The following is a 25,998-nucleotide window of genomic DNA, read 5'->3' on the forward strand; positions in this document are numbered from 1 at the left end:
AGTACCAGTTTAGCTCTTATGGGCGGATTCTTAGGAGATATGTAATTTTTATATTAAATCATTTGAAACACATTAAATCTATAAAACGAGTATTATTTGCATCAATAATTTTGATGCTTATTGGTTTTATTTTTCGCGGTACGATCTATAGGAAAGTCGTAAAATATAAACCTCTTCAACAAAGATCAAGTTACATAGTTCAAGATGATGATCTTATAAATTATATTGAAGTAAATAGTCAAAAAAAAACAATTAAAGTTGAGGGGATAATTAAAGTAGGGTTATTTCTAACATCAAAAAAATTAAGGTTTATCTATTCTAAAAATCACAATAATCCTAATGAGTTAATCAAATCAAAAACTGCAAATTGTATCGGTTATGCTTCCTTTTTTTCTTCTGTTTGCAATTATCTTTTTAAAAAGTATCATTTAAATGATTGGGTTGCAAAACCATATAAAGGATTGATTTATTTTTTCGGAAAAAATTTACATTTATATTTCAATAGCGCATTTTTCAAAGATCACGATTTTGTAATTATTGAAAACACAATAACAGGGCAAAGCTTTGCGGTTGATCCATCAATTAATGATTATCTATTTATCGACTTGGTAGAAAAATTCTAAGGGGTGTTCCCTTTGCATATAATAGTTGAAATAAAAACAACCCTTGCAATTACTATCTAGGGGTTAAATAATTAGCTTTACGATTTTTTTGAAACACATAACCAACAGAAAAATGAAAAAACAATTAATAATTCTATCAGGACTGTTACTTCTTCTTGCAGGTGGGTTTGGACTTTGGAAGCTTAACAAAGACTTTTTACTTTTATGGAACAGTAATTCAATAAATGTAACAGCTAGTAGTCCTTTGGCAGTAGATAAGATCAAAATTCAATTTGGAATCGGTGTAAATACTATAAGTCGCTCTACAGACAGTGATTTACTTAGCCATAGAGAAAAATATACAGTTCTTTATGACGGTAAAGCAAAAGATAGGATGATAAATGATTATGGAGAAAATGATTTCCTGATTACTTATAATAATGAATACTATTTTTCATTTCGCCAGTTTAAATTTAATCGCAGGCATCAGCACAACTATAATTTTCACTTTTTTCAGAAGGATACAATACTATTTATTCGTGCAGACATTCAAGGGCAAGATGCAATGAAATTTGAAACACCAATGCTTGAAATTAATTTAGTAGATAAATATAGGTGCAATGTACCCGTTGACAATGCAGCAGTAATTTATAATATGATTGAATTAGTTGACCCTTACAAAAAATGACCGTATAATACCAAATCTGTGATCATAGCAGATAATGGATAGCCTAAAGGTTATTGTATATTTGCTACATTACAAAATGGGCTTCCTAATAATTTTAGGCAAAATTTTTAAGCTACTTTTCTGTTTTTATTATTTAGATATTTTTGTTCAATTTCTAGAGGAGTTTTATACTTCATTACAAAACACAACCTTTGTGCATTATACCACCATAGATTCGATTATTTTTATTAAAATAACTACAATCCTATTTTTTGTACTAATAAAAGCAGATATTTCACTTTTTTTTCGAGGAGCAAACATATTATACAAGATACAGTCTAGCGTTAGCTACAATAAAAAATAGTGTAACAAATTTTTTTTTCGTTTGTCTTTAACCTGAACGAAAAACAAATAAATGAAAAACACGGTTATAATTATAATCCTAATAACCCTATTTATTTCCTGTACCCAACAGAAAGAAAAAACCTTTAGAATTGGACAAAAATCAATAGCGTTTATAGATGAATCGAAAAACCGACCATTGCAGACCGAAATATGGTATCCTACTTTAGATACTTTGACAAAAAAAGTAGTAAAAGAGAACCAAAAAGAACTTTTTAAAACAATAGAAACAATTCCGAATGCAAAAATTCCAAACGAAAAATTCCCGTTGTTAATAATCTCACATGGAACTGGAGGAAATAGATTTTCGTTAACTTGGTTCATAGAAAAAATGGTGAAGGAAGGTTATGTAGTTGTTTCGCTTGACCATTATGGTAATTCTACTTTCAACAAAATACCTAGGGAATTCGTAAAATGGTGGGAAAGAGCAATTGACATTCAATTTGTACTTACGCAAGTTCTAAAAGAAAGCGAAATTGGGACTAAAATAGATACTTCAAGAATTGGCGGAGTTGGTTTTTCTTTGGGAGGTTATACCAATATTGCATTGGCAGGTGGATATGTAGATAGAACAGTAAGGAAAAATGAAAAAAACAAGGAGAGAAAAATGCCTACCGAATTTCCTGAAACGGACGAAATTATAGATTTTGAAAAGGATAGTCTTATCGTTTCATCATACAACAAGTATAAGAATCACGTAAAAGATAAAAGAATCAAGGCATTTTTCGTTATGGCACCTGCAATCGGATTTGGATTCCATTCCCCAGAGCAGACAGACAAAATTACTGCACCGATTTTTATTGTAGCAGGAAAAGGAGATTTGATTGCACCCGTTAAAAACAATGCTGAAAAGTACCATAACTTAATCAAAACAAGTAAAATACATCTTTTTGATAAAAAGGTTGAACATTATGTGTTTTTGAACGAATCTACAGAATTCGGAAAAAAAGTAGCACCAGCAATAACTATGGATAATCCTACTGTGGAAAGAAAAAAAATACACGAAAAAACATTAGAATTAGCATTAGAGTTTTTTAAGAGTACGTTATAATATAACCTCTTTTTGTTTATGAATTTCAAGTACTTCTTCAAGCTATATCAGTTGTATTTACTGGTAAAGAAAATAGGCTATTTTTTGTTTACACGCACGTATTTGCATCATCCTATTAGCTTGTTTTAGTTTCTACGGTGTTTGTTTTACGGTATCTCATAATCAACTCTTTTATCTCGCTAGATTTTTTGCCATTATCTAGGATCCCTATCATTAAAGTGTAAGATATTCAAATTAAGTATATAGATTTGTATAAGATAAAACCGTATGATGGGATACAATCATATACGGATCTATGATAGATTTAGGTTGTTCTTATTTTCTACTTGATACACAAAGGTTGTAAACAATTAAAACATAAATAAAATGAAAAAAAACAGATTATTAATTACATCATTAGCATTTGGATTATTACTATCTTGTAATAAAGATGATGATAACACTCCTGAATCAAAAAAATATGAAGATTTAATAGTTGGACAATGGAGCTTTTCAGGTCAGGCTATTAGTGGTGTAAATACAGAATATTCCGACCCTTGCCATAAAGATTTTGAAGTTTTGAGTTTTAAAAATGATAAAACATATAGACAAACTGAATTTGAAAATATAAATGGAACAGGGTGTGAAGAAACCACTCCAACAGATGGAGTTTGGAAAATAAGCGGAAATAAAATTACTCTTAATAACGAACAAACTGCTGATATAATCACTCTAAATGAAAATGTGCTTTCTCTTAAATATACAGAGGATAACAAAACAATCGTAGACAACCTTAAAAGAAAACAATAATACTGTTACAACAAGAGTAACCGTTGCACAATATCTTTAACAGATAAAACAAGGGGCAGTTTATCAAGCTTTGTACTATATCCTGTTAATAAAAACTACATTTTAATAAGCTAAACTAGTGCAAGCAAAACATAATCATTATATAAAAAGTATAAACAAAACAATAGATTACATAGATAGTCATTTAGGAAAATCTTTTTCATTAGAAGAATTATCATCTATAGCTAATTTTTCAAAATTTCATTTTCATAGAATATTTCAAAGTGTAGTTGGGGAGTCTGTTTTTGAATATATTTTAAGGCTTCGTTTAGAAAAATCTGCATCACTTATAATATTTCAACCCACAGAAAATTTATCTGATATAGCTTTTCAATGCGGATTTTCTGATTTATCGATTTTTTCTAGAAACTTTAAAAAACATTTTAAAATAACACCTTCTTCATACAGAAATCATGTACTTCTAAAAAGCAATCAGAGTCAAATAAATAGCAATATAAGACATATTGAAAACAAGACTCCCCCATATTTTTGTCCTGAATCTAAAACCACTAAATGGACAAGTACTATGAACGTTATTAAAAATATTGAAGTAAAAAATCTGGATAAGATCACTGTGGCTTATAACAGAAGTTTAGGACCTTATAAAGGAAATAATGTATTGTATCAAAAACATAGAGCAGAACTCTTTGCGTGGGCAGGATCAAAAGAACTAATGAGCGATGTTAACTTCAAATACATCATTCTTTATCATGATAATCCTAATGCTACTCTTAATGATAACCAGAGAATGAGTTTGTGCGTAACAGTCCCATCAGAAACAGAAACAGATGGTATAATAGGAAAAATGAATATTAAAGAAGGTAAGTATCTTGTTTGTCAATGTGAATTATCTGCTCAGGATTTTTCAAAAGTATGGGATTGGATTTACGGACAATGGTTTCCTGAAAACCATTATATTCCAGACGATAAACCATATTTTGAACTTTATCCAGAACAACCTAAAGGGGAAATATTTAAAGTAGATTTTTGTATCCCTGTAAAGGTAGTTTAAAACAACTTATTTTAAAGCACTTCTCTTAAGATGATGGATTATAAACTTTTAGTTATTGCGTATCTATATAATTTTATCATATATAAAGTAAGTATACCAAAAACAAATTTTAGAGTAACCCTATTACTCTAGAAACTCAGGTTAACAAATAAAAAGCGGTGGATCTGTTTAAAAGATCCACCGCTTTTTTATTTATAGTAAAGTATTGCTTATTATTTACAATACACTGCAGTTTGCCCATATTGAAAATGAATAGGGTTATGAGATGGATCTTCTTTAAACATATATAAATCCTTAGGAGCTTTCTCAAAAAGCAGGATAATATCCGAACCACCAAACTTAAATTTACCAAACTCCTGACCTTTAGGTACCGTTTTCCCTTCAAGTTGCTCATACATATCTACTCCCGATACCTGGCACATCCCGATAGGTATAATAGCCACTTTTCCTACTTCGGCACCTGCATCTACAATTACAATACCACGCGCTTGTGTAAACTCATACCCATCAGTAGCACTATCAGGAGCATCCCATTGCCCATCATCGGTTAAGTTAACCGATAAATATACTTTTCCTGGCACCGCCTTTATCTCTAATATTTTACCACTAACCGAAGTATGAAAACGATGGTAGTCAAATGGACTTAAGAAATAGTGTATAAAAGTTCCGCCATAAAAATCTTTTGCATAGCTACTGTTATCTAAAAGTTCATCTACAGTACCAATAGTATGAGTGTGTTTTAAAGTAATTTTGGTCTTTTTTCCTTCAACATCCAATACATTACCTTCTTTATCAATAGGGTAATTTTCTTTAAAAGTACAATCTGCAGGAGATACAATAGTTTTATTGTTATCTGGCTCTGCAATAGGGCGTAAAGGGCTTATTCCTGTTTTTGGATCTGCATTATTAAACTCTCGATAAAAGAAATTATTAAAAGTATGCCAGTTTTTTTCATTATCAGCATATAGCGGATAATTATACATAGTGTCATATTTAAAAGAGCGTAAACTCTCTTTGGTTAACGATGGCTCGGTATCCAAAAAACTACCCCAAGCTTTCGCAAAATCAACTAACCAAGCAGCAAAACTCTCAAAACTTTGCATACTACGATTAGTACCTGGTATTTTTTGATCGATTAACCAATAAAATTGACATAACAAGTCATATATTTTTTGATTATATCCATTTTGCTGTCCATTACTCTTCCAAGCATTAGGATAATTAGGATCATTACTTTCATTTGGCACTATACGAACATATAAATCCAAATAATCATAGTATGCAGGAATAGTTACTGGCCACCCATTTCCTTTAAATTCATCATTTATTGCCTGATAAAGATCTGGGTTTAAGTTCTTTTTTGCAGAATCATTAGCAGCTTTTAAAGAAGCCAATAAAGCAACACGCATTTCAGGATGGTCATTCAAAATTGTCTTTAATTTTTCTACAACCTTATCATGGGTATGGATGCCTAGATGTAATGTTTCTGTTTGTTCTAAGATTATTGTGTCTTCCATTTGTTTGGTTTTAAGTTTTTTTCTTACTCTGTTTACATTAGCTTTTCAGATTCCGCTATTTGTAATCCAAAAACAAAAGGCAAAGGGTTTTTGCATCTTGTTTTTTGACTATTACATAAAGTTAGAAAACAAAGTCGTAAAAAAATATTTCAACCTATATCACAGCAATGCATCAAACAGGATAAGAAACCTTATGGTTATATAAATTTTGTTTGTTTTTATTACATATATACACTAAATCACTTCTTTGTATAAAATAAAACCTTTGATTTTAAAGACCCCCGCAAGGATATACTCATCCCCGCACTATCTTTGATGCTCCCCGTAAAGATATTCTCATCCCCGCGCTATCTTTGGTTTTCCCCGTAAAGATATTCTCATCCCCGTATTAACTTTGCTTATCCCCGCGCTATATTTTATTCTCCCCGTTACTGGGATAATCATTTTATACCGGGGAGTATCATTTTATGCTAGGGATTTATAATTTACTAGCTGAGGAAGATAAAAGTAGTATGGGGAGTAAGATTATAGAGTAGTAAAAAGAAACTTATTTGTGTTTTCTTTAAATTATAATAATAGAGTTTTATGAAGTATTAAGACACAAGAATCCAACTACTATAATGTAATCCAGAAACATAAAATATTGATTAACTTCGTTTCTTACATAATAGATATATGGTTGTTAGTTTTAATTAAAATTGAATGGAAAACGAATTTCAAGAAATTGTACTTCACCGAACTGACAAATAATGAATTAGAGTCGTAACTATAGAAGGAAAAAGTAGATCCAATAGCAATTAAAGTAACTGAATCCGAGATAGAAAAACGAAATATAGATACGAGGAAATTTACTAAAATCAAAGAATAGGTAATAATTGAAAAAGAGAAAAATAAAAACTTGAAGATAAATCGATGACTTAAGATATACTTGCTTTGCTTGGATTCATATATTTGTCGTTATCTGTAATTTTTTAAAATGTAAATAAATGAAAGTAAATCTTATAATAGGGATTCTTTTTTGCTCGATGTTATACGCTTGTGAAAAGAAAAACGACGACAGATTTATTTTTTTTATTCACAACCGATTTTTAGAAACTCATGATGTAAACGAATCTCACCCTGAATTTGGACGAACAGAATATAAAGAAATTATAACCGAACTCGAAAAAGGAGGCAGTAAAGTTATTAGCGAAATAAGAAACGGAAATGTAAATGCCCGAGAATATGCAATTCGAATTATAAACCAAATAGAGGGCTTATTAAAAAAAGGGATCGAACCAAAAAATATTACGGTGGTAGGAACTTCAAAAGGTGGATATATAGCCCAATATGTTTCAACTTTAGCAAATAACCCTGACCTAAATTTTGTATTTGTCGCTAGCTTTACAAAGGATGATATTTTAAATATTCCCGAAATCAATTATTGTGGAAATATTTTGACTATTTATGAAAAATCAGATCCATTTGGAGTTTCTGCAATTGACAGAAAAACAAGCTCAACCTGTAAAATCGATCATTTTAAAGAGGTTGAACTACATACAGGTATGGAACATGGTTTTTTATTTAAACCTTTAAAAGAATGGATCGAACCAACCATAAAATGGGCAAATGGAAACTATGAACTAGAATGAAAACTATGTAAAAGACTATATACATAGTAGTATTATTACAAAATAAAATAAAGAAGATCATATATGACAAAAACAACAATTTTAGTGAATGGAGTTGAAATTGAAAAATCAATAATATCAAAACTTCTACTAGAAAATGAAAAATTAAAAGCAGTTAAATATGTTTGTGAAAAAGCAAATGTAGGATTGCTGGAATCTAAAAATATTGTTGAGCAATTTCAAGCAGGGAATATAGATAATTATAAGTATCAAGAGGTAAAGAAACCATCATCTTTGATAGAAAGAACCAAACCAAAAAAATTTAGTTTAATAAAAAAAATGGGGATCATTTTTGGTGTTATGGCGATAACCATATTCTTATTTTTATATAAATACATAGGATTTCAGCATATTCCACATCACATAGAAAATATAATGAATAACGGATTTCCTAATGTATCGATGTCATCTTCAGAAAATGATACAGAAATCTCTGTAGAAGCTGTAGAATCTGTAGAGGCAGTAGAAACGATTCAAAGCCCGATGGATACTTTGATTTGGGTAAATGCACAAAAAAACAACCATTATATTCCTGAAAATGTATTAGAAGAATGGGAAATTTATAAAAAAATAGATTTTTCAAAATTAATTGAAGCTACTGATAAACCAACTAATAAAGAAGCTCAAGCAGCAATAGTTAGGCATTATAAAGGTGAAGTAATACAGCTTTTAGAACAGTATCAAGCACATATACAAATAGGAAAATGTTATAATGCACCATTACAATTTTCAGAAAAAAATGGTCAACAAATAGCAAGAGTTACTGCTATGGTTTCTGCTTTTAATACAAAAAATGACAATTTAGGTAATATTCAACGACCGCTGAATATCGTTTATGATTTTGTAAAATATGAATCAGATCCAGATACTTGGTATATTACTGATTTTAGCCAGAGTATACCTTTTGATTATGTATTAAATGCAGACAGATGGTAAAATATCTTTATAGCCTTTGTTTTATATTATTTTTATACTCTTGTTCTGAAAATGAAAAAGAATACAAAAACCTATACTTAACTACCGATACAAGTGATGTATATTGTTTTGATCTTACAAAAAAACAATTATTGTGGCATTCAAAAGCAGAAAACGAATATAACAATGAATTAACTTTTTTTACTATAAAAGGCGACAAGTTAATCAAAGCTTATTTAGATTGTAATATTGTACAATTCAATAAGTTTAACGGAAAAAAAGAATGGGAGCTAAAGGACACCATTTCTAGTCAACACCGGTATTATGATTATGATTTTGATAACATAAGGTATGTTATGTTTAGCCAATACCCCGCTGTATATAAGGATAATATTATTTTTGGAAATAGTAAAGGTGAAATAAAATCAGTAAACCCATTAACAAAAAAAGTAAATTGGATTTATCAAAATCCAAATCCAATTATAACAAGCCCTAAAATCTTAAATAACGTACTTTTTATAAATTTAGGTTATGATGTTATAAGTTTAAATTTAGAAAATGGTAAAATGATTTCGCGTATTACTTTTGATAAGGGAATTCCTAACGAAGTGGTATTTGATGAAGATAAAATATATGTGGTAACCGAGTATGGAAGCGTTTTTTGTTTAAATGAAAATTTAGAAATAGTCTGGGAACATAAAAGACCATTGGAAAAACTTTATATTAATAAAAATGTATTTATACATCATAACAATCTTTATTTTGGGAACAAAGTAATTATAGCTTTAAATAAAACTACAGGAGATTTACAATGGGAACATAAATTAGATAATAAAGATGGTGAAAATTCATTATTATCTATAGATAAATATCCAGATGGAATTATTGTAAACACAGCTAATAGTATTTTAAAAATATCAAAAAGCGGAAAAATTATAAAAGAGAAAAAATTTCATAACAAGCAATTGTTTGGTGAAATACTATCCTCTGGAAAACATTATTTTTATACTACTACAGATGGTAACCTGTATAGTATTGACGAAGAGTTAGAGAAGGAAGAAATTATATATGACAAGATTAATTTGTCAACAAAAAAAAGTTTTGAAAACACATATATGTATGCAGAATAAGGATGTCTGATATATAATTATTTTAATAGAAAATAATAACAACTCATTAGTAGTTCAATTTGTTTTATCTCTAATAATAATGCTTCAAAAAAACGGAAGACGTAATAATGCACATAATCGAATTTAAGTACTTTAAAGAAAAAGAGAAATAACGGTTTATCTTTCAGAAAAATTTAATCCACATTGTGGAGTTTAATTAGATACTTTTTTTAAAGTACAACAATCTGCTAATTTTAAATGGAGTTTATCTATATATGAAGACTCAACGCATATTACCACACGAATAAAAAGTATGCATAGAGGATTATTGAAATTATCGGAATATTGAAAAGAATTCAAAAAAGTAATTTTTAGATCTTTATAAATATCAAAAATCCCCCTGCACTTGTGGTTCTATTTGTACAGGAGGATTTTAACAATCAAAAACTATTTTATTTATTGTTAATTACAGGTTTTTATGATTTTCCACCAATGCTCACCACTACCAGGAGTTACCCAAATTGGCCCTGATTGAGCTTCGTATAAGATACCTTGATGTACCACTTGATCACCAGTATTATAAACAGTTGGATATGCTTCCCAATTAGCGATACCAGTACAAGAACCACCATTACCACCAGTTGTAATGGTTATGGATATAGCAGCTGATGTAGATGTAGCATTGGTGTTATCGGTTGCTTTTGCAGTTAAGCTATAGTTTCCAACCGAGGCATTAGCCCAAGTATAACTATATGGGCTGGATACATCTTCTCCTAATTTAGTATTACCTTGATAAAATTCTACTTTAGTTACAGTTCCGTCTGTATCTGTAGCATTTGCAGTTATAGTAATAGACTGCCCTTGGGTAATACTTTGTGTATTAGTTGGAGAAGTAATAGATACTGTTGGGGATTGATTTTCTCCTCCTGTACCATCACAATCTTTAACAAACTCCCAAGGCTTACTATCCCCAGAATTAGTTTCAGGATTATCATTTTTTGTCCACCATTTTGCTTTGTATAATTTACCGTTATAAACAGCTTCCTGGTCTGTATTATAAATTTTTGAAGCAATCCATGTAGCAGCTTTACATCCAGAGCCATTACCACCACCACCTCCAGTATATGGAGATCGAGGGTAGTTTTCTGCATTAGCTATTGCTTGAGATGAAGAAACGCCTCTTAATATTTCACTTGCTGTATAAAGATAACCGTATGCAGAAGAAGAGTTGTTGCCAAGTAAGAGTTGCCAAATCATGATACCATCATACGTAGTATTATTGGTAGCAATATGTCCAGAAAGATCTGCTACATTCTGGTAGGTATACTCATAATAAGGTCCCCACGGCTCATTTGGATAATGAATACCAGCAGCAATAGAAAAACCATATTGATCTGAATAATGTTTATAAGCATCGTACATTATTTTTCGATTACTTGCAGCTCCTGTGTTATATCCTTGATAAGCAATAAGATCAATTTTATCTCCGACAGCTTTCATAACAGGTATCATATGTCCTGTAGTAGCAAAACCAAATAAACTTATAGCTTTATTAGGAGTAGTTGCATTATATAGATTAGCATCCGATTCCCCGGTTACAACATTTCTTTTACTATACGCAAAAGGAGAGGAGGAGTCATCATTGTTTAAACCTCCTAATGCCCCAACACCAGCAGGAGCACAAGCCAATAAATATTGTCCTTTTGGCATAATCGCTCTCGAGTTGTTAAAGAAATCAATAAAACGTTGTACGTTAACTGGGTTTCCTATAGTTGCAAAAGTACCGTTAGGCTCAAAATCCCAATCAATACCTTCAAATCCCATATCATCTACCAGATCTTTAATTTGCTGATAATTAATATCATAAGCTGCATCGCTACCCCAGTAGGTCTCACCACCCACAGATAAAATAACTTTAGTTCCTTTTGATTTTAGAGCAGCAACAGATTCTTTTAAAATATCACCACCATATGGAGTTTGTATTCCTGTATTGGTTATGTCTAAAGATCCTTTTTGGTATCTAAGATTTGGTTTAGCAAATGCTAGAAATACATGTGTAACATGTTTAGGGATGTCTCTTAATTTAGACCCTTTTCCATCTTCAGGGTAACTTTCTGACCAAGAAGGGAAATATCCTAAAATAATAGGTTTTGTTAAAGCAGCTTTATTTGTAATAGTAGATTCTGTATTTTGAGTACTTAAAGTTTCGTCTTCTAAGAAACTTTCATTTGTACAGGAAAAAAAACAGACCTGTATTAGTATTACAGCAGTTATTTTTTTAAGTAAGTTCATAATTAAATAATTTTAGAGTTTGTGTATAGTTATAAGAAGCAATTAGTATATGTTAATGAAAAATCATATTTTCATCTACAGTATGATAATCCACTTCAGATGCTTTTCTATATTTTAACTCAACAGTATTCCAATCGGTAGCCCAACCTTTTGCAATATTGTTTAAGTATATAATTTTAAGTTTATGTTTTCCTTTTTGTAATGCTATTGAATTTTCTTTTGGATGTTTTTTTAATGCGTCTTTATAGTCAATAATTAATTGATCTGCTATCCATACTTGATCTTGGCAACTAGAAAAATAATATACACCATCCTCTGGGATTTCTAAATAACCATTCATAACAACAGCTTTAAAATTATCTTTATTTACTTCATGCCCCCAGTGATATGTAGTATTAGCATCTTCGATGGATTTAATAATAGAGTTAGTGGTTATAGTATTATTTGGAATTTCGTCTATGTTTTTAAAATACCCTTTAGTTTCATGTTTAATAAGTCCTTTAGATAATTTTTTTGTAGTAACAGCAGGAATGATCTCTTCTTTTGTAACCATTAGCTTTCTAACAATACTCATTTTTCCATTTTGTAAAACTGAAGCTATTCGTAAATCGGTAGTTTCTTTAAAACGTAAAGGTTTTTCATAAATTGTACTGGTTATAATTGGATCTGTTCCATCTATAGTATATACCATTTTTACGGGATGTGTTGTAGAAAAAGGTACTGTAACACTATCTGTAAATACTATTCTGTTAGTAGTTGGTCCTTCTGGTAGAGGTATATGATAATTTATAGTATGGTAATCTAATATAGCATAGACATTGTTTAATCTACTTAAAAAATCTTCAAAATTTTTATTTTCCTTTGCAGTCCATGTAACTTCTGCTAAAGCTATGATACGTGGATATAATAAATATTCGATTGTTTCTTCTTTATAGGTGTATTCTGTCCATATATTTCCTTGAGCACCTAAAATATGCTTTTTCTTATCTTCTTCAATTTCTTTAGGTATAGGATCATAGGTATAGACTTTTTCTAAAGGAATATATCCTCCAAAGGCTAAAGGTTCTACTTTAGGATCTCCTTGGTAGAAGTTGAAATAACAGTATTGTGAGGGGTTCATAATAACATCATGCCCTTTATTGGCAGCGTTAATACCTCCTTCTTCTCCTTGCCATGACATAATATTTGTAGTAGGAGTGATGCCACCTTCTAAAATCTCATCCCAACCAATCATCTTTTTTTGATATTTTGATAAGATTTTTTCTACACGAGCCATAAAATAGCTTTGAAGCTCTTTTTCATCTTTTAAACCTTCTCGTTTTTTTAGATTCTGGCATTCCACAGAATTTTTCCATTGATCTTTTGGTACTTCATCACCACCCATATGATAGTATTCATAAGGAAAAAGAGCAGTCATTTCTATAATGACATCTTCAATAAAAGTGTATGTTTCTTTTTTTGCAGCACATAATATATTAGATTCTACTCCCCATAAGTTTCTTACTTCATATTTTTCTTTTCCACACGAAAGCTCTGGATAAGCTGCTAAAATAGCAGCGGCATGACCAGGAGTATCAAACTCGGGTACTACATCTATAAAGCGATCTTTTGCATATTGTACAACTTCCTTTATTTCTTCTTGAGTATAATATCCTTGATGTATAGACCCATCTTCATTTTTTCGGATAGATCCAATTTCAGTAAGTTTAGGATATTTTTTTATTTCTATTCTCCAACCTTGATCATCGGTTAGATGCCAGTGAAATTTATTAATCTTAAAAAGAGATAATACATCTAATTGTTTTTTTATAAAATCAATAGAAAAAAAGTGTCGTGAAACGTCGAGATGCATTCCTCTCCAACCAAATCTTGGTGCATCTTCTATCTCTAAAGCTTGAATTTGAATAGGAAGTTCCATTTGAGATTTATTCTCAGAGTAGATAGGTAAAAGTTGTGTAAAGGTTTGCATACCATAAAATAAACCTTGATTTGTGGTTGCAGTTATTTTTACACCTTCTTTAGATATAGATAGATTGTATTCTTCTTTTTTTAGGTTAAGAGATTTGTTTTTAACTAATTGTATGCTGTTTTTTTTGTCTTTATTAGTATTTATAGAGAAAGTATGCCCAGTAAGCGTTTTTATTTTTTCTATAAAATACTTTGCGATAGTTTTAGAAGACTCTTCTGTATAAACAATCGAAGTATTTTTATTAATTTCAAATCCTCCTGGTTTTTTATTTATTTTAAGTGGTTTAGGAGTGATTTGAAGAGATTTATCTATTAAAGGTGTAGAATTTTCTGGGTTTTTACAGGTTATAAAAATCAAGAAAAATATTGGTATAATTCGTAAATTCATTACTAGCTTAGTTTTTGAAGAGTTCTATCTTTGATGGTGCGAATTACTAAATGATCTATCGGTTTTTTAACAAAACTCTTTACTTGGTATCCTTTGTCATTTAATAATTTTTTTACAATGTCCTGAGAGTAATAAGCTACAGAACCTACAAAATGTATAGGATACTTAGATACTTCTTCTTTATATTGAAAAATATATGTGTTTATAAATTTTGAGATACCTTCATATAAAATATCTTCTATGTATGCATTTTCACGATTTTTGAAAAGAAATTGAGCGAAAGAAGCTAAATATTTACTTGGATTATCAATGCTGTATAATTTATTTAAGAGGTGATCCAATTCTATTTTATAATCACTTTTAAATAATATTGTTAAATCCATCGGCATTCTACCTAAAAAATAATCTTTAAGTAGTTTTTTTCCAAAATAATTACCACTTCCTTCATCTGCTAACAGATATCCAAGAGCTGGAAATTTTTGAATAACTTTTTTACCATCAAAATAACAACAATTTGTTCCAGTACCTAGAATACAAACTATACTAGGTTTGTTTGTAGTAGCTTTTACAGCTCCTATTATGTCTTCTTCAACCGCTATAAATTTAGCGTCTTTGAATACTGTTTGTAATACCAGACGTATTCTTTTTTTAGTTTCTGCTTCTCCACATCCTGCTCCATAAAAATGTACTTCGTTTATTAAGTGTCTTTTTTGTAGGATCAAATCTGCTTTCTCTACAATATTCTGAATAGCATTATCGGAAAGTAAAATAGGGTTTATGCCATCTGTTTTTATTTTATGAATAGGTTGTCCTTTTTCTGTGACTAGAACCCAATCACATTTGGTAGAACCGCTATCTGCAAATAATATCATTAGCTATCATTTATTAATTATTTTATTTTTTGAAGAAAATTTTATTTAATGAGCGTTTGTAGGAGAAAATATTTTAAAAAAGAATCCTTCCCTCAATAATTGTTATTAAGGGAGGATTTTTAGAGTATAACTCTATAACAAACAAAACATATATATTAAAAAATATATCTCTTAAAGGCTTCTATTGCTTCATAATCTGCTAGGCCAAGTTTATCATACAGTTCTGCTGTATTTCTATTTCTCTCTCTAGCTCTTAGCCAGAATTCTCTAGAGTCCTCGCCTTGAAACATAACTCTATCTTTTTGAGATTGATGGTATAAAATAGCGTTTGTTTTTTTACTTACTTCTAGAGGGCTTAATGGTACAGCCATTTCAATTTCAGAAACATCCCATTCTTGCCATGCGCCTCTGTAAAGCCATACCCAACAATCGTTCATATACGTATTGTTTTTTTGATTTTCTACTGCAGCAAAGATTGCATCTAAGCAAACTTTATGAGTTCCATGAGGGTCTGCTAAATCTCCTGCAGCATATATTTGATGAGGTTTTATTTGATTAATAATATCTTCCGTAATTTTTACATCTTCTTTTCCAAGAGGATTTTTTTTGATTTTACCAGTTTCATAAAAAGGAAGATCTAAGAAATATACTTTTTCATCAGGCAAACCAAAATATCTGGTTGCGCCTAGAGATTCCATTCTTCTTATTAAACCTTTAATTAATCGTACTTCGGGGATATCGATATCTCCTTGGTTTTTAGATTTAAGAAAAGTGATTACTTTATCAAATGGACCTTCTTGAGAGGATTGGAATTTTTTTGCTACTTCAGAGAATTTTAAAGCTTCGTCATCAGTAACGGCTATGTTACCAGAGGTTTGATAAACTACATGCACATCATGTCCCTGATCGATCAGTCTTAAAAAAGTACCTCCCATAGATATAACATCATCATCTGGATGCGGGCTAAAGATTAATACTCTTTTTTTAGCTGGTTCGGCTCTTTCTGGTCTGTTAGTGTCATCGGCATTTGGTTTACCACCTGGCCAACCAGTAATAGTGTGTTGTAGCTTGTTAAAGATTTTAATGTTTAAATCGTAGGATGAGCCTTCAACAGCTAACAGGCTAGACATACCATTATCGTTATAATCTTTATCGGTAAGTTTTAAAATAGGTTTGCTTATTTCTTGACTTAACCAAGTAACCGCTTTAAACTTTAATTGTTCTTTCCAAATACATTGATCTACCAGCCAAGGTGTCTTTATACGAGTAAGCTCTGAGGCTGCTTCATCATCTAATATTATGGTAGTATTTTTATGTTGCTGTAAAAAAGATGCAGGTATGTTAGGCGTTATTTGCCCTTCTATTGTTTGTTTTACTACAGTAGCTTTTTTATGTCCCCAAGCAAGTAACAATACTCTTCTGGATTTCATAATAGTATTAATCCCCATAGTAACGGCTTTTTTAGGAACATTTTCCATACCATTAAAATCAGAAGAAGCATCCGATCTTGTTACATGATCTAATGTAATAATTCTAGTACCAGAATTTGGGTGAGATCCAGGCTCATTAAAACCAATATGCCCTGTTCTACCAATCCCTAAAAGTTGAAAATCGATACCTCCATATTGTTTGATTTTCATTTCATAATCAATACAATATTGATCCATTTCTTCAAGAGGTACGGTGCCATCAGGAATATTTATATTTTCTGGATTAATATCTATATGATCAAATAGATGTTGATGCATAAAGTGATAATAACTTTGCTGGTGTTCTATATCCATAGGATAATACTCATCCAGATTAAAAGTTACAACATTACTAAAACTTAATTCTCCGGATTTATGTAAACTTACGAGTTCCTCATATACTTTTATAGGAGAGGACCCTGTGGCTAATCCTAGTACACATAAATTTCCTTCTTGTTGTTTTTGCTTGATTAGGGTTGCTATTTCGTTAGCAACAAGTTTTGATGCGATCGTTGAGTCAGGGAATATTTCGCTATGAATTTTCTCAAACTTAGATTTTTCAAACTGTCCTACTTGTTTATATTCAATTTCCTGAATCATTTTCTCAAGAGTTTGATAGTTTTTAATTGTTTCTATTATTTTAAGGCTTTGGTTGAAAAGAGATGGATTAGATGTTTATATAATCTATCCACCTCTATTCTAATTTATTTGTGGCTAATTCAAATTTTTAAAAATTTCCACCAGCGATATCCCACCATAAGCGTGTTCCTCCGTTATCTGGTCCTCCAAGAAGTGTTCTTGCTTGCTCAACATTAGCAGTATTTGTATTTCTTTCACCAAGAATAAAATCGATTCTTCTAATTTGTATATCAGTATCAATTTTCCCACCGCTATTGTTAATTACAACTGGAAAAATTCTTGGATACCCTGTCCTTCTAAATTCACTCCATGCTTCTTGACCTTCTGGGAACATAGCTATCCATTTTTGTGTGATGATTTGTTCTAATTGCTCTTCGTTTGTTCCTGCATTGTTATAAGCAATTTTAACATCACTTGGGTATGCAATATTATTGGCAGGATTTAAAACATCAACAAAATCCTTAGGAGTACTTGTGTTATCTGCTAAGTAGGTAGCTGAACCATCAACATTATGTTGCGAGAACGAAGTTTTTATACCCGTTTCATAATGAGTTTTAGCATCGCCAGCCCCAGCCCAGCCTCTTAGAGCAGCTTCTGCTCTTAAAAACCAAACTTCTGAAGCACTCATCCACTGTACGGTTCCTTTCTCTACCACTTTTCCAACACCAGAATATTCCCCATATTGTGTTTTTGCAGTAATATCAATACCCATTCTAATTCCTTTATATGCTCCAGCTAAATCCTCATCTGTTGCTGGTTTGAAATATCTTTCTTTACGACCATCGTTATACCCTTCTAAAATGGATTCCATTTCAGCACTCATACGAATATCTCCCCATGAACTACTAATTTCTAGGATTGGATTCGGGAAACCACCGTCAATTTTCATATCATCAGAGTTTGATTCTAAGAACCCAGCGTCACTAGCTAAGGCTAATTCACCCTGAGTTTTTGCTAATGTAGGATCTACTTTTACTACACGCATTGCTAAACGAAGTCGTAAAGAATTTGCATATTTTCTCCATTTAGTAATGTCTCCTCCAAAAGCTGATAGATCAAAAGGAGCAAAGAGTTGAGAAGTTTCAAGGTCTTTTAAGCCGTCTATAGCTATTTTTAGATCATTAAAAAATGTATTATAAACTAATTCTTGAGAATCATATTCTCCTGTAGTTGCAAAGTCATCAAATTTAGTGTATCTGATGGGTCCGTAAATATCAGTAACACGGTGCATAGCAGAAACTTTAATAATATTTGCTAAATGAATAAATTCAGTAGGAGGGTTACTTCTTTCATTAACAATTGTTTTAATTTTTAAAGCAAAAGGCATTACATTGTTATATGCGTTGTTCCAAGGAAATTCATTCCAACCATCTATTAAAGAATAGGTCATGTTATTAATATTTCCTGCAAATGGAGTTGGTGGTGTCATGTATCCAGAATATACATCGCCTATTACTCCTTGTTGTAATTGATAATTCCATGCAGGGGTAATATTTATAACGTTTAAAAACATTGGAGTAAAAGGTGCACCAATATCATTATTCATTTGTTCTAAGCTTCTTTCTGGTATAGAATTAGGGTCTGTATTAATGTTCTCAAAGTCATCTGTACACCCTGTGTAGCTCACAATTATGATGGAAACTATAATATATTTTAAAATTTTGTTCATTTTCTTAGAATTTTACATTAATGTTTAATCCAATACTTCTAGTAGAGGGTTGTCCATAAATATCTACACCTTGTAAACCAATACCAGTACTTGATGCGATATTTGGGTCAAATGGAGCGTCTTTATATATAAAGAAAAGGTTGTTTGCAATTAGAGATAGTTTGACATTTTCGATAAAACTATTTTTAAAATTAAGATTATAGCCTAAAGATACTTCTCTTACATTAATGTTAGTTGCACTATATACATACTCTCCTAGTATACCATCTCTTCCTCCGACCGCATTGTAATATGCTTGAGCAGAAATCTGTGTAGCATTACCGTTGGTGTCTACAACATCAATCATACCTCCGTTAGTATTTCTAGCATCAGCTGAAGCTTGAGAAACTCCATATTTGTCATTAATCGCTTCTGTAACACTTAAAACATCTCCTCCTACTTTGGCATCAATCAAAATGTTTAATGAGAAATCTTTGTAATCAAAAGTATTATTCCATCCTAATGTATAGTCTGGTTGTGCATGTGCAACAGTATTTTCTTTTCCTGTAGTTTGTAATGTTAAATCATCTGCTGTAACTATTGGTGTTCCATTTTCGTTTCTTATCAAAGAACTGGCTCTAATACTACCAAAATCTTCGCCTTCTATCAACGAGTATGCATAACCATTAACTCCAGAAGCTGTTAGTATTGCTTCACCATTGTTAAGGGATGGATGAACAGATATGACCTTATTTTCATTGGTAGCAAAGTTTATCGAAGTATTCCATTTAAAGTTTTCTGTTACAATTGGTTTTGCATTCAAAGTAAGTTCAATTCCTTTATTCAATATTTCACCTGCATTAACAATATTTTGAGTTAACCCAGTAATATTTGGTTCTGCAGCGATAAAGAATATTTGGTTGGAAGTAGTTGTACTGTAATAGGTAAAATCAAAACCTAATCTATTTTGTAAAAATCTCCACTCTGTACCAATTTCAAAAGATTTTTGTTCTTCAGGTTTAAGAGTTTCGCCTTCTATAACACCAAATCTTGGGACACTAGCATTTCCTGTTCCTAGTTCAATTGGTTCTAATTGATTTGAAGCATACGCAGGGATGTCTTTACCAACAATAGCATATGATGTTCTTATTTTTCCAAAAGAAATAAACTCAGGAAATTCAACCATTTCTGAAATAACACCTGTTAATCCAACAGAGGGATAAAAGAAAGCATTAGTGTCGGTAAATGCCAATGTTGATGACCAATCAGATCTTCCAGTTACATCCAAAAACAACATGTTTTTAAATCCTATATTCATAGATCCAAATACAGATTGTACTTCTCTGTTAGAAATCTTTTGTTGAATATTATTAGTGTCTGAAAAATTGGCAATAGTAAATACATTAGGGTATTTTAAACCTGGGTTTTTTCCAGAATCTAATAAAATTTGATCTCCTGTTGCATATTTTGTTAAACTTGTACCTAAAATTCCTGTAAATGTAAAATCTTCTGATAGTTGTTTATTGTATGTAGCAATTAGATCAATGTATTGTTGAGTGTTTTCAGTTTTTTCTAAAATATATCTTCCTGTTGCAGAAGCAAAAGTTGGATCACTCCCTCCATATATTCTCTGATCAAAAGTAAAAAATGACTTATCAAAACTTCCTCTAGATTGTAAAGAGAAATCGTCAGTAATTTGATACTTTATGCTTACGTTAGCAAGAACCCTTTGGGCAATATCTTTCCTTAAGTTTCTGTTAATTAACCAGTATGGGTTTTGTTGAATATTTTCATCAAATGATGATGCAAATTGATCCATCATATTCAAATTTGCATTAAAATATTCAAATTTATTTTTATAAGTATTTAAATCAATACCTACGGGGTTTAAATATAGCCCAGTTAAAGGGTTAGAATATAGTCCATTGGTTGGCCTGTTCCAAATCCTTTGATCAGATAAAGTAATACTTCCAGAGACACTAATTTTATCATTTAAAAATTTAGCAGTTTCTCTAAGTGTTATATTATTTCTTACCATTTTGTTATTTGGCATTACCCCACCAGCAACTGTGTTAGCATATGAAAAATATGTCTGAGCTTTTTGATTACCTGCGGATAATGATAAAGATTGTATAGAAGTATGTCCTGTTTCAAAAAAATCATCCACAGTATTAGATAAACCACTGGTTTTTGATCCCCATGATTTTGCATCAGCTACTCTACCATTTATTGCTATGGGTTGACCCACAGAGGCAGATTGGTATTCTGTTTGTAATTTAGGTAAAGATATAACATTATCAATAGTTATACTTGAATTGTAATTAACCGTTAGTTGGCCTTCTTTACCTTTTTTTGTACTGATTAAAATCACTCCATTTGCTCCTTGACTACCATATAGTGCAGCAGCGGAAGCACCTTTAAGTATAGTCATACTTTCAATATCATCAGGATTAATTAGAGATAAAGCATCTCCACCATCTCTGTTTCCTGTCTGACTACCAAATACATTAGTTCCAGATGTTTCTCCATTTTGCCCATTACCATTATTTAGCATAGGGACACCATCAATTACATATAACGGGTCATTGTTAGTTGTAGAAGAACTACCTCTTAAAACTACTTTTGTAGCTCCTCCAAGCCCTGATGAACTTCTTGAAACGGTAAGCCCTGATACTTTACCAGATAAACTATTAATAGGGTTCGTTTGTTTTATTTTGTTTAGTTCTTCTCCTCCTAATTCTTGTGCAGCATAGGTAAGAGTTTTTTTTGCTTTTGAAATTCCTAAAGCAGTTACAATAACATCGTCTAATTGCTCAGTATCAGCATCTAATAGTACGTTGATTATGGTATTACTACCTACAGTTACTTCTTTACTAACCATTCCTAGATAAGAGTATACAATTACATCTCCTAGAGATGCATTAATTGCATAATTTCCATCAAAATCCGTTTGTACTCCATTTGTTGTTCCTTTTACTATAATGTTTACTCCAGGTAATGGTATATTATCTGAAGCCCCTTTGACATTACCTGTGATTTGGGTTCCCTGCCCAAAACTCAGATAAGAAAAAAATAATAAAGTGATTAGAGTTAAAATTTTTTGTTTCATATTAAAATGTAGTTTTTTTGAATGAGTCAAAGTAGTATTTTAAATTTTTAACAAAATTTTTTTTAGACAAACGACATGGTTTTTGTAATAATCGACATGCATTTATAGATAACGGTTTTTTGAAAAATTGATATCTTTATTTTTTTTGTTTTTCTCTACAAATAGTCTTACATTTTTCAAAAATTTTTGTTAAAAAAGTAATTTTGATCAGTATTATTTAATCATTTTTCAGAAAGGGGACAAGAAAGTGCAAAGAACTATTAAACGAAAACATCACTTATATTTTTGGATTTTTTATTTTTTATTTAATGTTATTCGATGGGGAAGTTATTTTAATGATTATTTATATTCATTAAAATCCAATTTGGTAGAATTTCCTTTGCATATTATTTTGGTATACTTTAATATATATTATCTGGTACCTAAATTTATATTTAAAAAAAGATATGTGTATTACGTCTTTTTTTTATGCATGAGTTTAGGAATGCATTATATATTAAGGTCAAGTTTGAATTTTTTGTTAGTAACAGAAGATATTTGGCCTGAGGTAGAAGGTAGATTAGCTCCTTTTGGGTTTAATCATATAATAGCAGTAGCAATAGGAGAACTGTATGTAGTGGGATTGACTTCTGCAATAAAATTTACTGTAGATTTTTTAGTTGTACAAAATAAAAATAGATATTTAAGCGAATTACAATATAAAACAGAGTTAAAATATTTAAAAGCACAGATACAACCACATTTCTTTTTTAACACTCTTAATGGTTTATATGCACTTACCATAAAAAAATCTGATCTAGCTCCTTATATGGTGTTAAAATTATCCAATTTTATGAGGTATGTTATTTATGATACAAGTAAGAAGAAACTTCCGCTTTTACAAGAAATTGATCATATTGATAATTACATTGAACTTGAAAAAATGAGGTATGGCGATAGAGTTACCTCTATTATAGATATAAATGGCAATATAGATGGTGTAAAAGTAGTTCCTATGTTATTTTTGCCGTTTATAGAAAATGCTTTTAAACATGGATTAAAGAATGCAGATCAAATGGAATTATCAATTTCTTTTGAAAAAAAACAAAATGAATTAATATTTATTTCTAAAAATAATTACGAAGAAGAATATCAATCAATAAAAACACATGGTATAGGAATAAAAAATGTAAAAAGAAGATTACAGATTCTCTACCCTAAAAATTTCACACTTAACATAACACAAAAAAATAATGAATATTCGGTTTTACTTAAAATTCCTCTATCATGAATATTAAATGTATCATAATTGATGATGAACCCCTGGCAGTTGAAGTTATAGAGTCTTTTTTACAAGAGTTTAAAAACATTCAAGTAGTAGATACCTTTAAAGACCCAATTGAAGCTTTATCTATATTAGAACAAGGAGATATAGATGTTGTGTTTTTAGACATAAATCTTCCAAGAATGAATGGGTTAGAGTTTTTAAAAAGCCTGAAAGATTATCCTCAAGCTATAATTACTAGTGCATATAAAGAGTATGCGTTAGAAAGCTATGAATTAGAAGTTCTTGATTATCTGGTAAAACCTATTTCTTTTAATAGGTTTTTGAAATCTATCAATAAATTAACAGCAAGGCTTATTTCTATAAAAAAACAGGAGCTATCTGTTGATGTAATACAGCAACCTGCTCACGTTTTTCTTAAAGTAGATAAGAAATTAGTAAAAATCCTTCTCAGCGATATTCTTTTTATAGAAAGCTTGAAAGATTATATTAGGGTAAGTACTCTAGAAGGTACATTTCTATCACACAAATCTTTGACTAGTATAAGTGAAGAGCTTCCATCAGAAAATTTTATAAGAATCCATAAATCCTATACCATAGCAATAGATAAAGTTAAATCTATAGAAGGGAACTTGGTAGAAGTAGGAGAAAAAAGAATTCCTATAGGAAGGAATTATGCTGCTCATGCCAAACAACGAATACTAAAAAATAAATCAAACTTATTAAAATAAAAATAATGATTCTAACAACATTGGATTACATAATAATAGCTTCCTTTTTTCTAACCACATTAATTATTGGTATTGTGGTTTCAAAACGGTCTGGAAAAAATACGTCAGAGTATTTTTTGTCCGGACGTAATATGCCATGGTGGTTACTTGGTTTTTCTATGGTTGCTACAACATTTTCTACCGATACACCAAATTTAGTAACAGATATTGTGAGGCAAGATGGTGTTGCTGGTAACTGGGTTTGGTGGGCTTTTTTATTAACAGGGCTTTTAACTGTATTTGTATATGCTAAGTTATGGCGTAAATCCAATGTTACTACAGATATGGAGTTTTATACATTGAGATATAGTGGGAAACCAGCAAGTTTTTTAAGAGGTTTTAGATCTATATATCTTGGAGTAGTATTCAATATAATAGCAATGGCTGCTGTAAATCTTGCTGCAATTAAGATTGGTCAAATAATGTTAGGACTCACGCCAGTACAAACTGTTTTGATAGGAGGGTTAGTAACTACTTTCTTTAGTTCTGTAGGTGGTTTTAGAGGAGTTATCTATACAGATTTTGTACTTTTTTTTGTTGCTATTATAGGAGCAGTAGGAGCTGCTTATTATTTAGTTAATCTTCCAGAAGTAGGAGGTTTAAGTAACTTAGTTACACATCCAAATGTATCTGATAAGCTTTCTTTTTTTCCGGATTTTTCTAATACCGAAGCATTAATAGGGGTTCTAATTATACCATTAGCTGTACAATGGTGGAGTTCATGGTACCCTGGGGCAGAGCCTGGTGGCGGGGGATATATTGCGCAACGTATGCTTGCGGCTAAAAATGAAAATCATGCAATTGGAGCAACATTCTTTTTTAATATTATGCATTATGCATTACGTCCATGGCCATGGATATTAGTAGCATTAGCATCTTTAGTAATATATCCAGATATAGCAAGTATTCAAGAAGCGTTTCCGAATATAGAATCTAGTAAATTAGGGCATGATTTAGCATATTCTGCAATGTTAACAATGCTTCCTGCAGGTTTATTAGGACTCGTTTTAGCATCGCTAGGAGCAGCATATATGTCAACTTTATCTACACACCTTAATTGGGGGTCATCTTATGTAGTAAATGATTTTTACAAGCAACAAATTAAAAAAGATGCAAGTGAAAAAGAATTGGTAAATGTTGGGCGAATCACTACAGTTGTTCTTATGGTAACAAGTGCAGTTTTTGCACTTTTTTTAACCAATGCAAAACAGCTTTTTGATATTATTCTTATGTTCGGAGCAGGAACAGGTTTAGTATATATATTACGTTGGTTTTGGTGGCGTATAAATGCATGGAGTGAAATATCTGTAATGTTTTCTGCTATGCTTATCCCTTTGGTTCTTACTTTTACGCCACTAGGAGATGTTTTGTTTGGATATGTAGACGATTCTGGAGTAGTAACATCAGGTGTCTTTCCTTCTTGGTTTAGATTTATTTCTATGGTAATTGTAACATCAATTGTTTGGATAGTAGCTACATATTTAACAAAGCCAGAGCCAAAAGAAACTCTACGTTCTTTTTATGAAAATATACAACCTGGTGGACCAGGATGGAAAAAAGTTGTAGATGAAGCTAATGCAGATGGAGTTGAGATAATTAGAGATAAAGGAAAATGGACAGTGCCCTCTGGAATTTTGGCGATGTTGTTAGGATGTGTCTTAGTATATAGTTGTTTATTTACAGTGGGTAATTTACTTTATGGAGATTATACAAAGGCAAGTATTACCGGACTTATCGCAACAGTCTCTGGTTTTTTATTAATCAGGGTTTGGAGATCACTTGGTAAAAAATTAGTTTCATAGAATA

Annotated in this window: 18 protein-coding genes; 11 read left to right on the top strand and 7 right to left on the bottom strand. The window is 30.9% G+C overall.

Features of this window, described 5'->3' with window-relative positions:
* Positions 1 to 62 precede the first annotated feature (62 nt).
* The 5 genes from H527_RS0120445 (at position 63) to H527_RS0120470 (ending at position 4,562) form a co-directional block, all read left to right on the top strand.
* Positions 63 to 623 carry a hypothetical protein gene (locus tag H527_RS0120445; protein ID WP_155837976.1) on the top strand — a complete coding sequence of 187 codons (561 nt, stop codon included), beginning with the start codon at positions 63 to 65 and terminating at the stop codon, positions 621 to 623.
* 88 nt (positions 624 to 711) lie between these two features.
* Entirely contained in the window at positions 712 to 1,290 is a 579-nt protein-coding gene (locus H527_RS0120450; RefSeq protein ID WP_229809259.1) for a hypothetical protein, read from the top strand.
* Positions 1,291 to 1,684: 394 nt separating this feature from the next.
* Positions 1,685 to 2,722 carry an alpha/beta hydrolase family protein gene (locus H527_RS0120460; protein WP_027414362.1) on the top strand — a complete coding sequence of 346 codons (1,038 nt, stop codon included), beginning with the start codon at positions 1,685 to 1,687 and terminating at the stop codon, positions 2,720 to 2,722.
* Positions 2,723 to 3,088: 366 nt separating this feature from the next.
* A complete protein-coding gene (locus H527_RS0120465; protein ID WP_027414363.1) occupies positions 3,089 to 3,511 on the top strand; it encodes a lipocalin-like domain-containing protein in 423 nt (140 codons plus the stop codon).
* A gap of 118 nt (positions 3,512 to 3,629) precedes the next feature.
* Positions 3,630 to 4,562 carry an AraC family transcriptional regulator gene (locus H527_RS0120470; RefSeq protein WP_027414364.1) on the top strand — a complete coding sequence of 311 codons (933 nt, stop codon included), beginning with the start codon at positions 3,630 to 3,632 and terminating at the stop codon, positions 4,560 to 4,562.
* 212 nt (positions 4,563 to 4,774) lie between these two features.
* On the opposite strand, the gene H527_RS0120475 is transcribed toward H527_RS0120470, so the two are convergent.
* Positions 4,775 to 6,079 (bottom strand): phosphatidylserine decarboxylase, encoded by a 1,305-nt coding sequence (locus H527_RS0120475; RefSeq protein ID WP_081414664.1) that lies wholly within the window; start codon positions 6,077 to 6,079, stop codon positions 4,775 to 4,777.
* Positions 6,080 to 7,065: 986 nt separating this feature from the next.
* Here H527_RS0120475 and H527_RS0120480 point away from each other — a divergent pair.
* The 3 genes from H527_RS0120480 to H527_RS0120490 all read left to right on the top strand — a co-directional run bounded on the left by H527_RS0120480 (position 7,066) and on the right by H527_RS0120490 (position 9,794).
* Positions 7,066 to 7,710 (top strand): hypothetical protein, encoded by a 645-nt coding sequence (locus tag H527_RS0120480; RefSeq protein WP_027414366.1) that lies wholly within the window; start codon positions 7,066 to 7,068, stop codon positions 7,708 to 7,710.
* A 63-nt stretch (positions 7,711 to 7,773) separates the two neighbouring features.
* Positions 7,774 to 8,685, top strand: coding sequence for a hypothetical protein (locus tag H527_RS0120485; protein WP_211235751.1), 912 nt, complete (start codon positions 7,774 to 7,776; stop codon positions 8,683 to 8,685).
* Positions 8,679 to 9,794: an outer membrane protein assembly factor BamB family protein gene (locus tag H527_RS0120490; protein WP_027414368.1), complete on the top strand. Its 1,116-nt coding sequence runs from the start codon at positions 8,679 to 8,681 to the stop codon at positions 9,792 to 9,794. The genes H527_RS0120485 and H527_RS0120490 overlap by 7 nt, the downstream gene beginning before the upstream one ends.
* Before the next feature lie 441 nt (positions 9,795 to 10,235).
* Here the strand turns inward: H527_RS0120490 and H527_RS0120495 are convergent, their stop codons facing one another.
* From H527_RS0120495 to H527_RS0120520, 6 genes are all read right to left on the bottom strand, one after another.
* Positions 10,236 to 12,065: an Ig-like domain-containing protein gene (locus tag H527_RS0120495; RefSeq protein ID WP_027414369.1), complete on the bottom strand. Its 1,830-nt coding sequence runs from the start codon at positions 12,063 to 12,065 to the stop codon at positions 10,236 to 10,238.
* 52 nt (positions 12,066 to 12,117) lie between these two features.
* Positions 12,118 to 14,421 carry a family 20 glycosylhydrolase gene (locus tag H527_RS22860; protein ID WP_035089341.1) on the bottom strand — a complete coding sequence of 768 codons (2,304 nt, stop codon included), beginning with the start codon at positions 14,419 to 14,421 and terminating at the stop codon, positions 12,118 to 12,120.
* A 2-nt stretch (positions 14,422 to 14,423) separates the two neighbouring features.
* Positions 14,424 to 15,293 (bottom strand): N-acetylglucosamine kinase, encoded by an 870-nt coding sequence (locus tag H527_RS0120505; protein WP_027414370.1) that lies wholly within the window; start codon positions 15,291 to 15,293, stop codon positions 14,424 to 14,426.
* A gap of 155 nt (positions 15,294 to 15,448) precedes the next feature.
* On the bottom strand, positions 15,449 to 17,362 hold the full coding sequence (gene nagB, locus H527_RS0120510; RefSeq protein WP_027414371.1) for a glucosamine-6-phosphate deaminase: 1,914 nt from the start codon (positions 17,360 to 17,362) through the stop codon (positions 15,449 to 15,451).
* Positions 17,363 to 17,489: 127 nt separating this feature from the next.
* Positions 17,490 to 19,070: a RagB/SusD family nutrient uptake outer membrane protein gene (locus H527_RS0120515; protein WP_027414372.1), complete on the bottom strand. Its 1,581-nt coding sequence runs from the start codon at positions 19,068 to 19,070 to the stop codon at positions 17,490 to 17,492.
* 4 nt (positions 19,071 to 19,074) lie between these two features.
* Positions 19,075 to 22,158, bottom strand: coding sequence for a SusC/RagA family TonB-linked outer membrane protein (locus tag H527_RS0120520; protein WP_027414373.1), 3,084 nt, complete (start codon positions 22,156 to 22,158; stop codon positions 19,075 to 19,077).
* Between the two features lie 517 nt (positions 22,159 to 22,675).
* On the opposite strand from H527_RS0120520, the gene H527_RS0120525 reads away from it, so the two are divergent.
* The 3 genes from H527_RS0120525 to H527_RS0120535 are packed head-to-tail and all read left to right on the top strand — an operon-like array spanning position 22,676 to position 25,994.
* Positions 22,676 to 23,428, top strand: coding sequence for a sensor histidine kinase (locus H527_RS0120525; protein WP_248601264.1), 753 nt, complete (start codon positions 22,676 to 22,678; stop codon positions 23,426 to 23,428).
* Positions 23,425 to 24,153 carry a LytR/AlgR family response regulator transcription factor gene (locus tag H527_RS0120530; protein WP_027414375.1) on the top strand — a complete coding sequence of 243 codons (729 nt, stop codon included), beginning with the start codon at positions 23,425 to 23,427 and terminating at the stop codon, positions 24,151 to 24,153. The genes H527_RS0120525 and H527_RS0120530 overlap by 4 nt, the downstream gene beginning before the upstream one ends.
* A gap of 5 nt (positions 24,154 to 24,158) precedes the next feature.
* Positions 24,159 to 25,994 carry a sodium:solute symporter family protein gene (locus H527_RS0120535; RefSeq protein ID WP_035089345.1) on the top strand — a complete coding sequence of 612 codons (1,836 nt, stop codon included), beginning with the start codon at positions 24,159 to 24,161 and terminating at the stop codon, positions 25,992 to 25,994.
* The last annotated feature ends 4 nt before the right edge of the window (positions 25,995 to 25,998 follow it).

It is taken from the genome of Aquimarina muelleri DSM 19832, assembly GCF_000430665.1.
Taxonomy (GTDB): domain Bacteria; phylum Bacteroidota; class Bacteroidia; order Flavobacteriales; family Flavobacteriaceae; genus Aquimarina; species Aquimarina muelleri.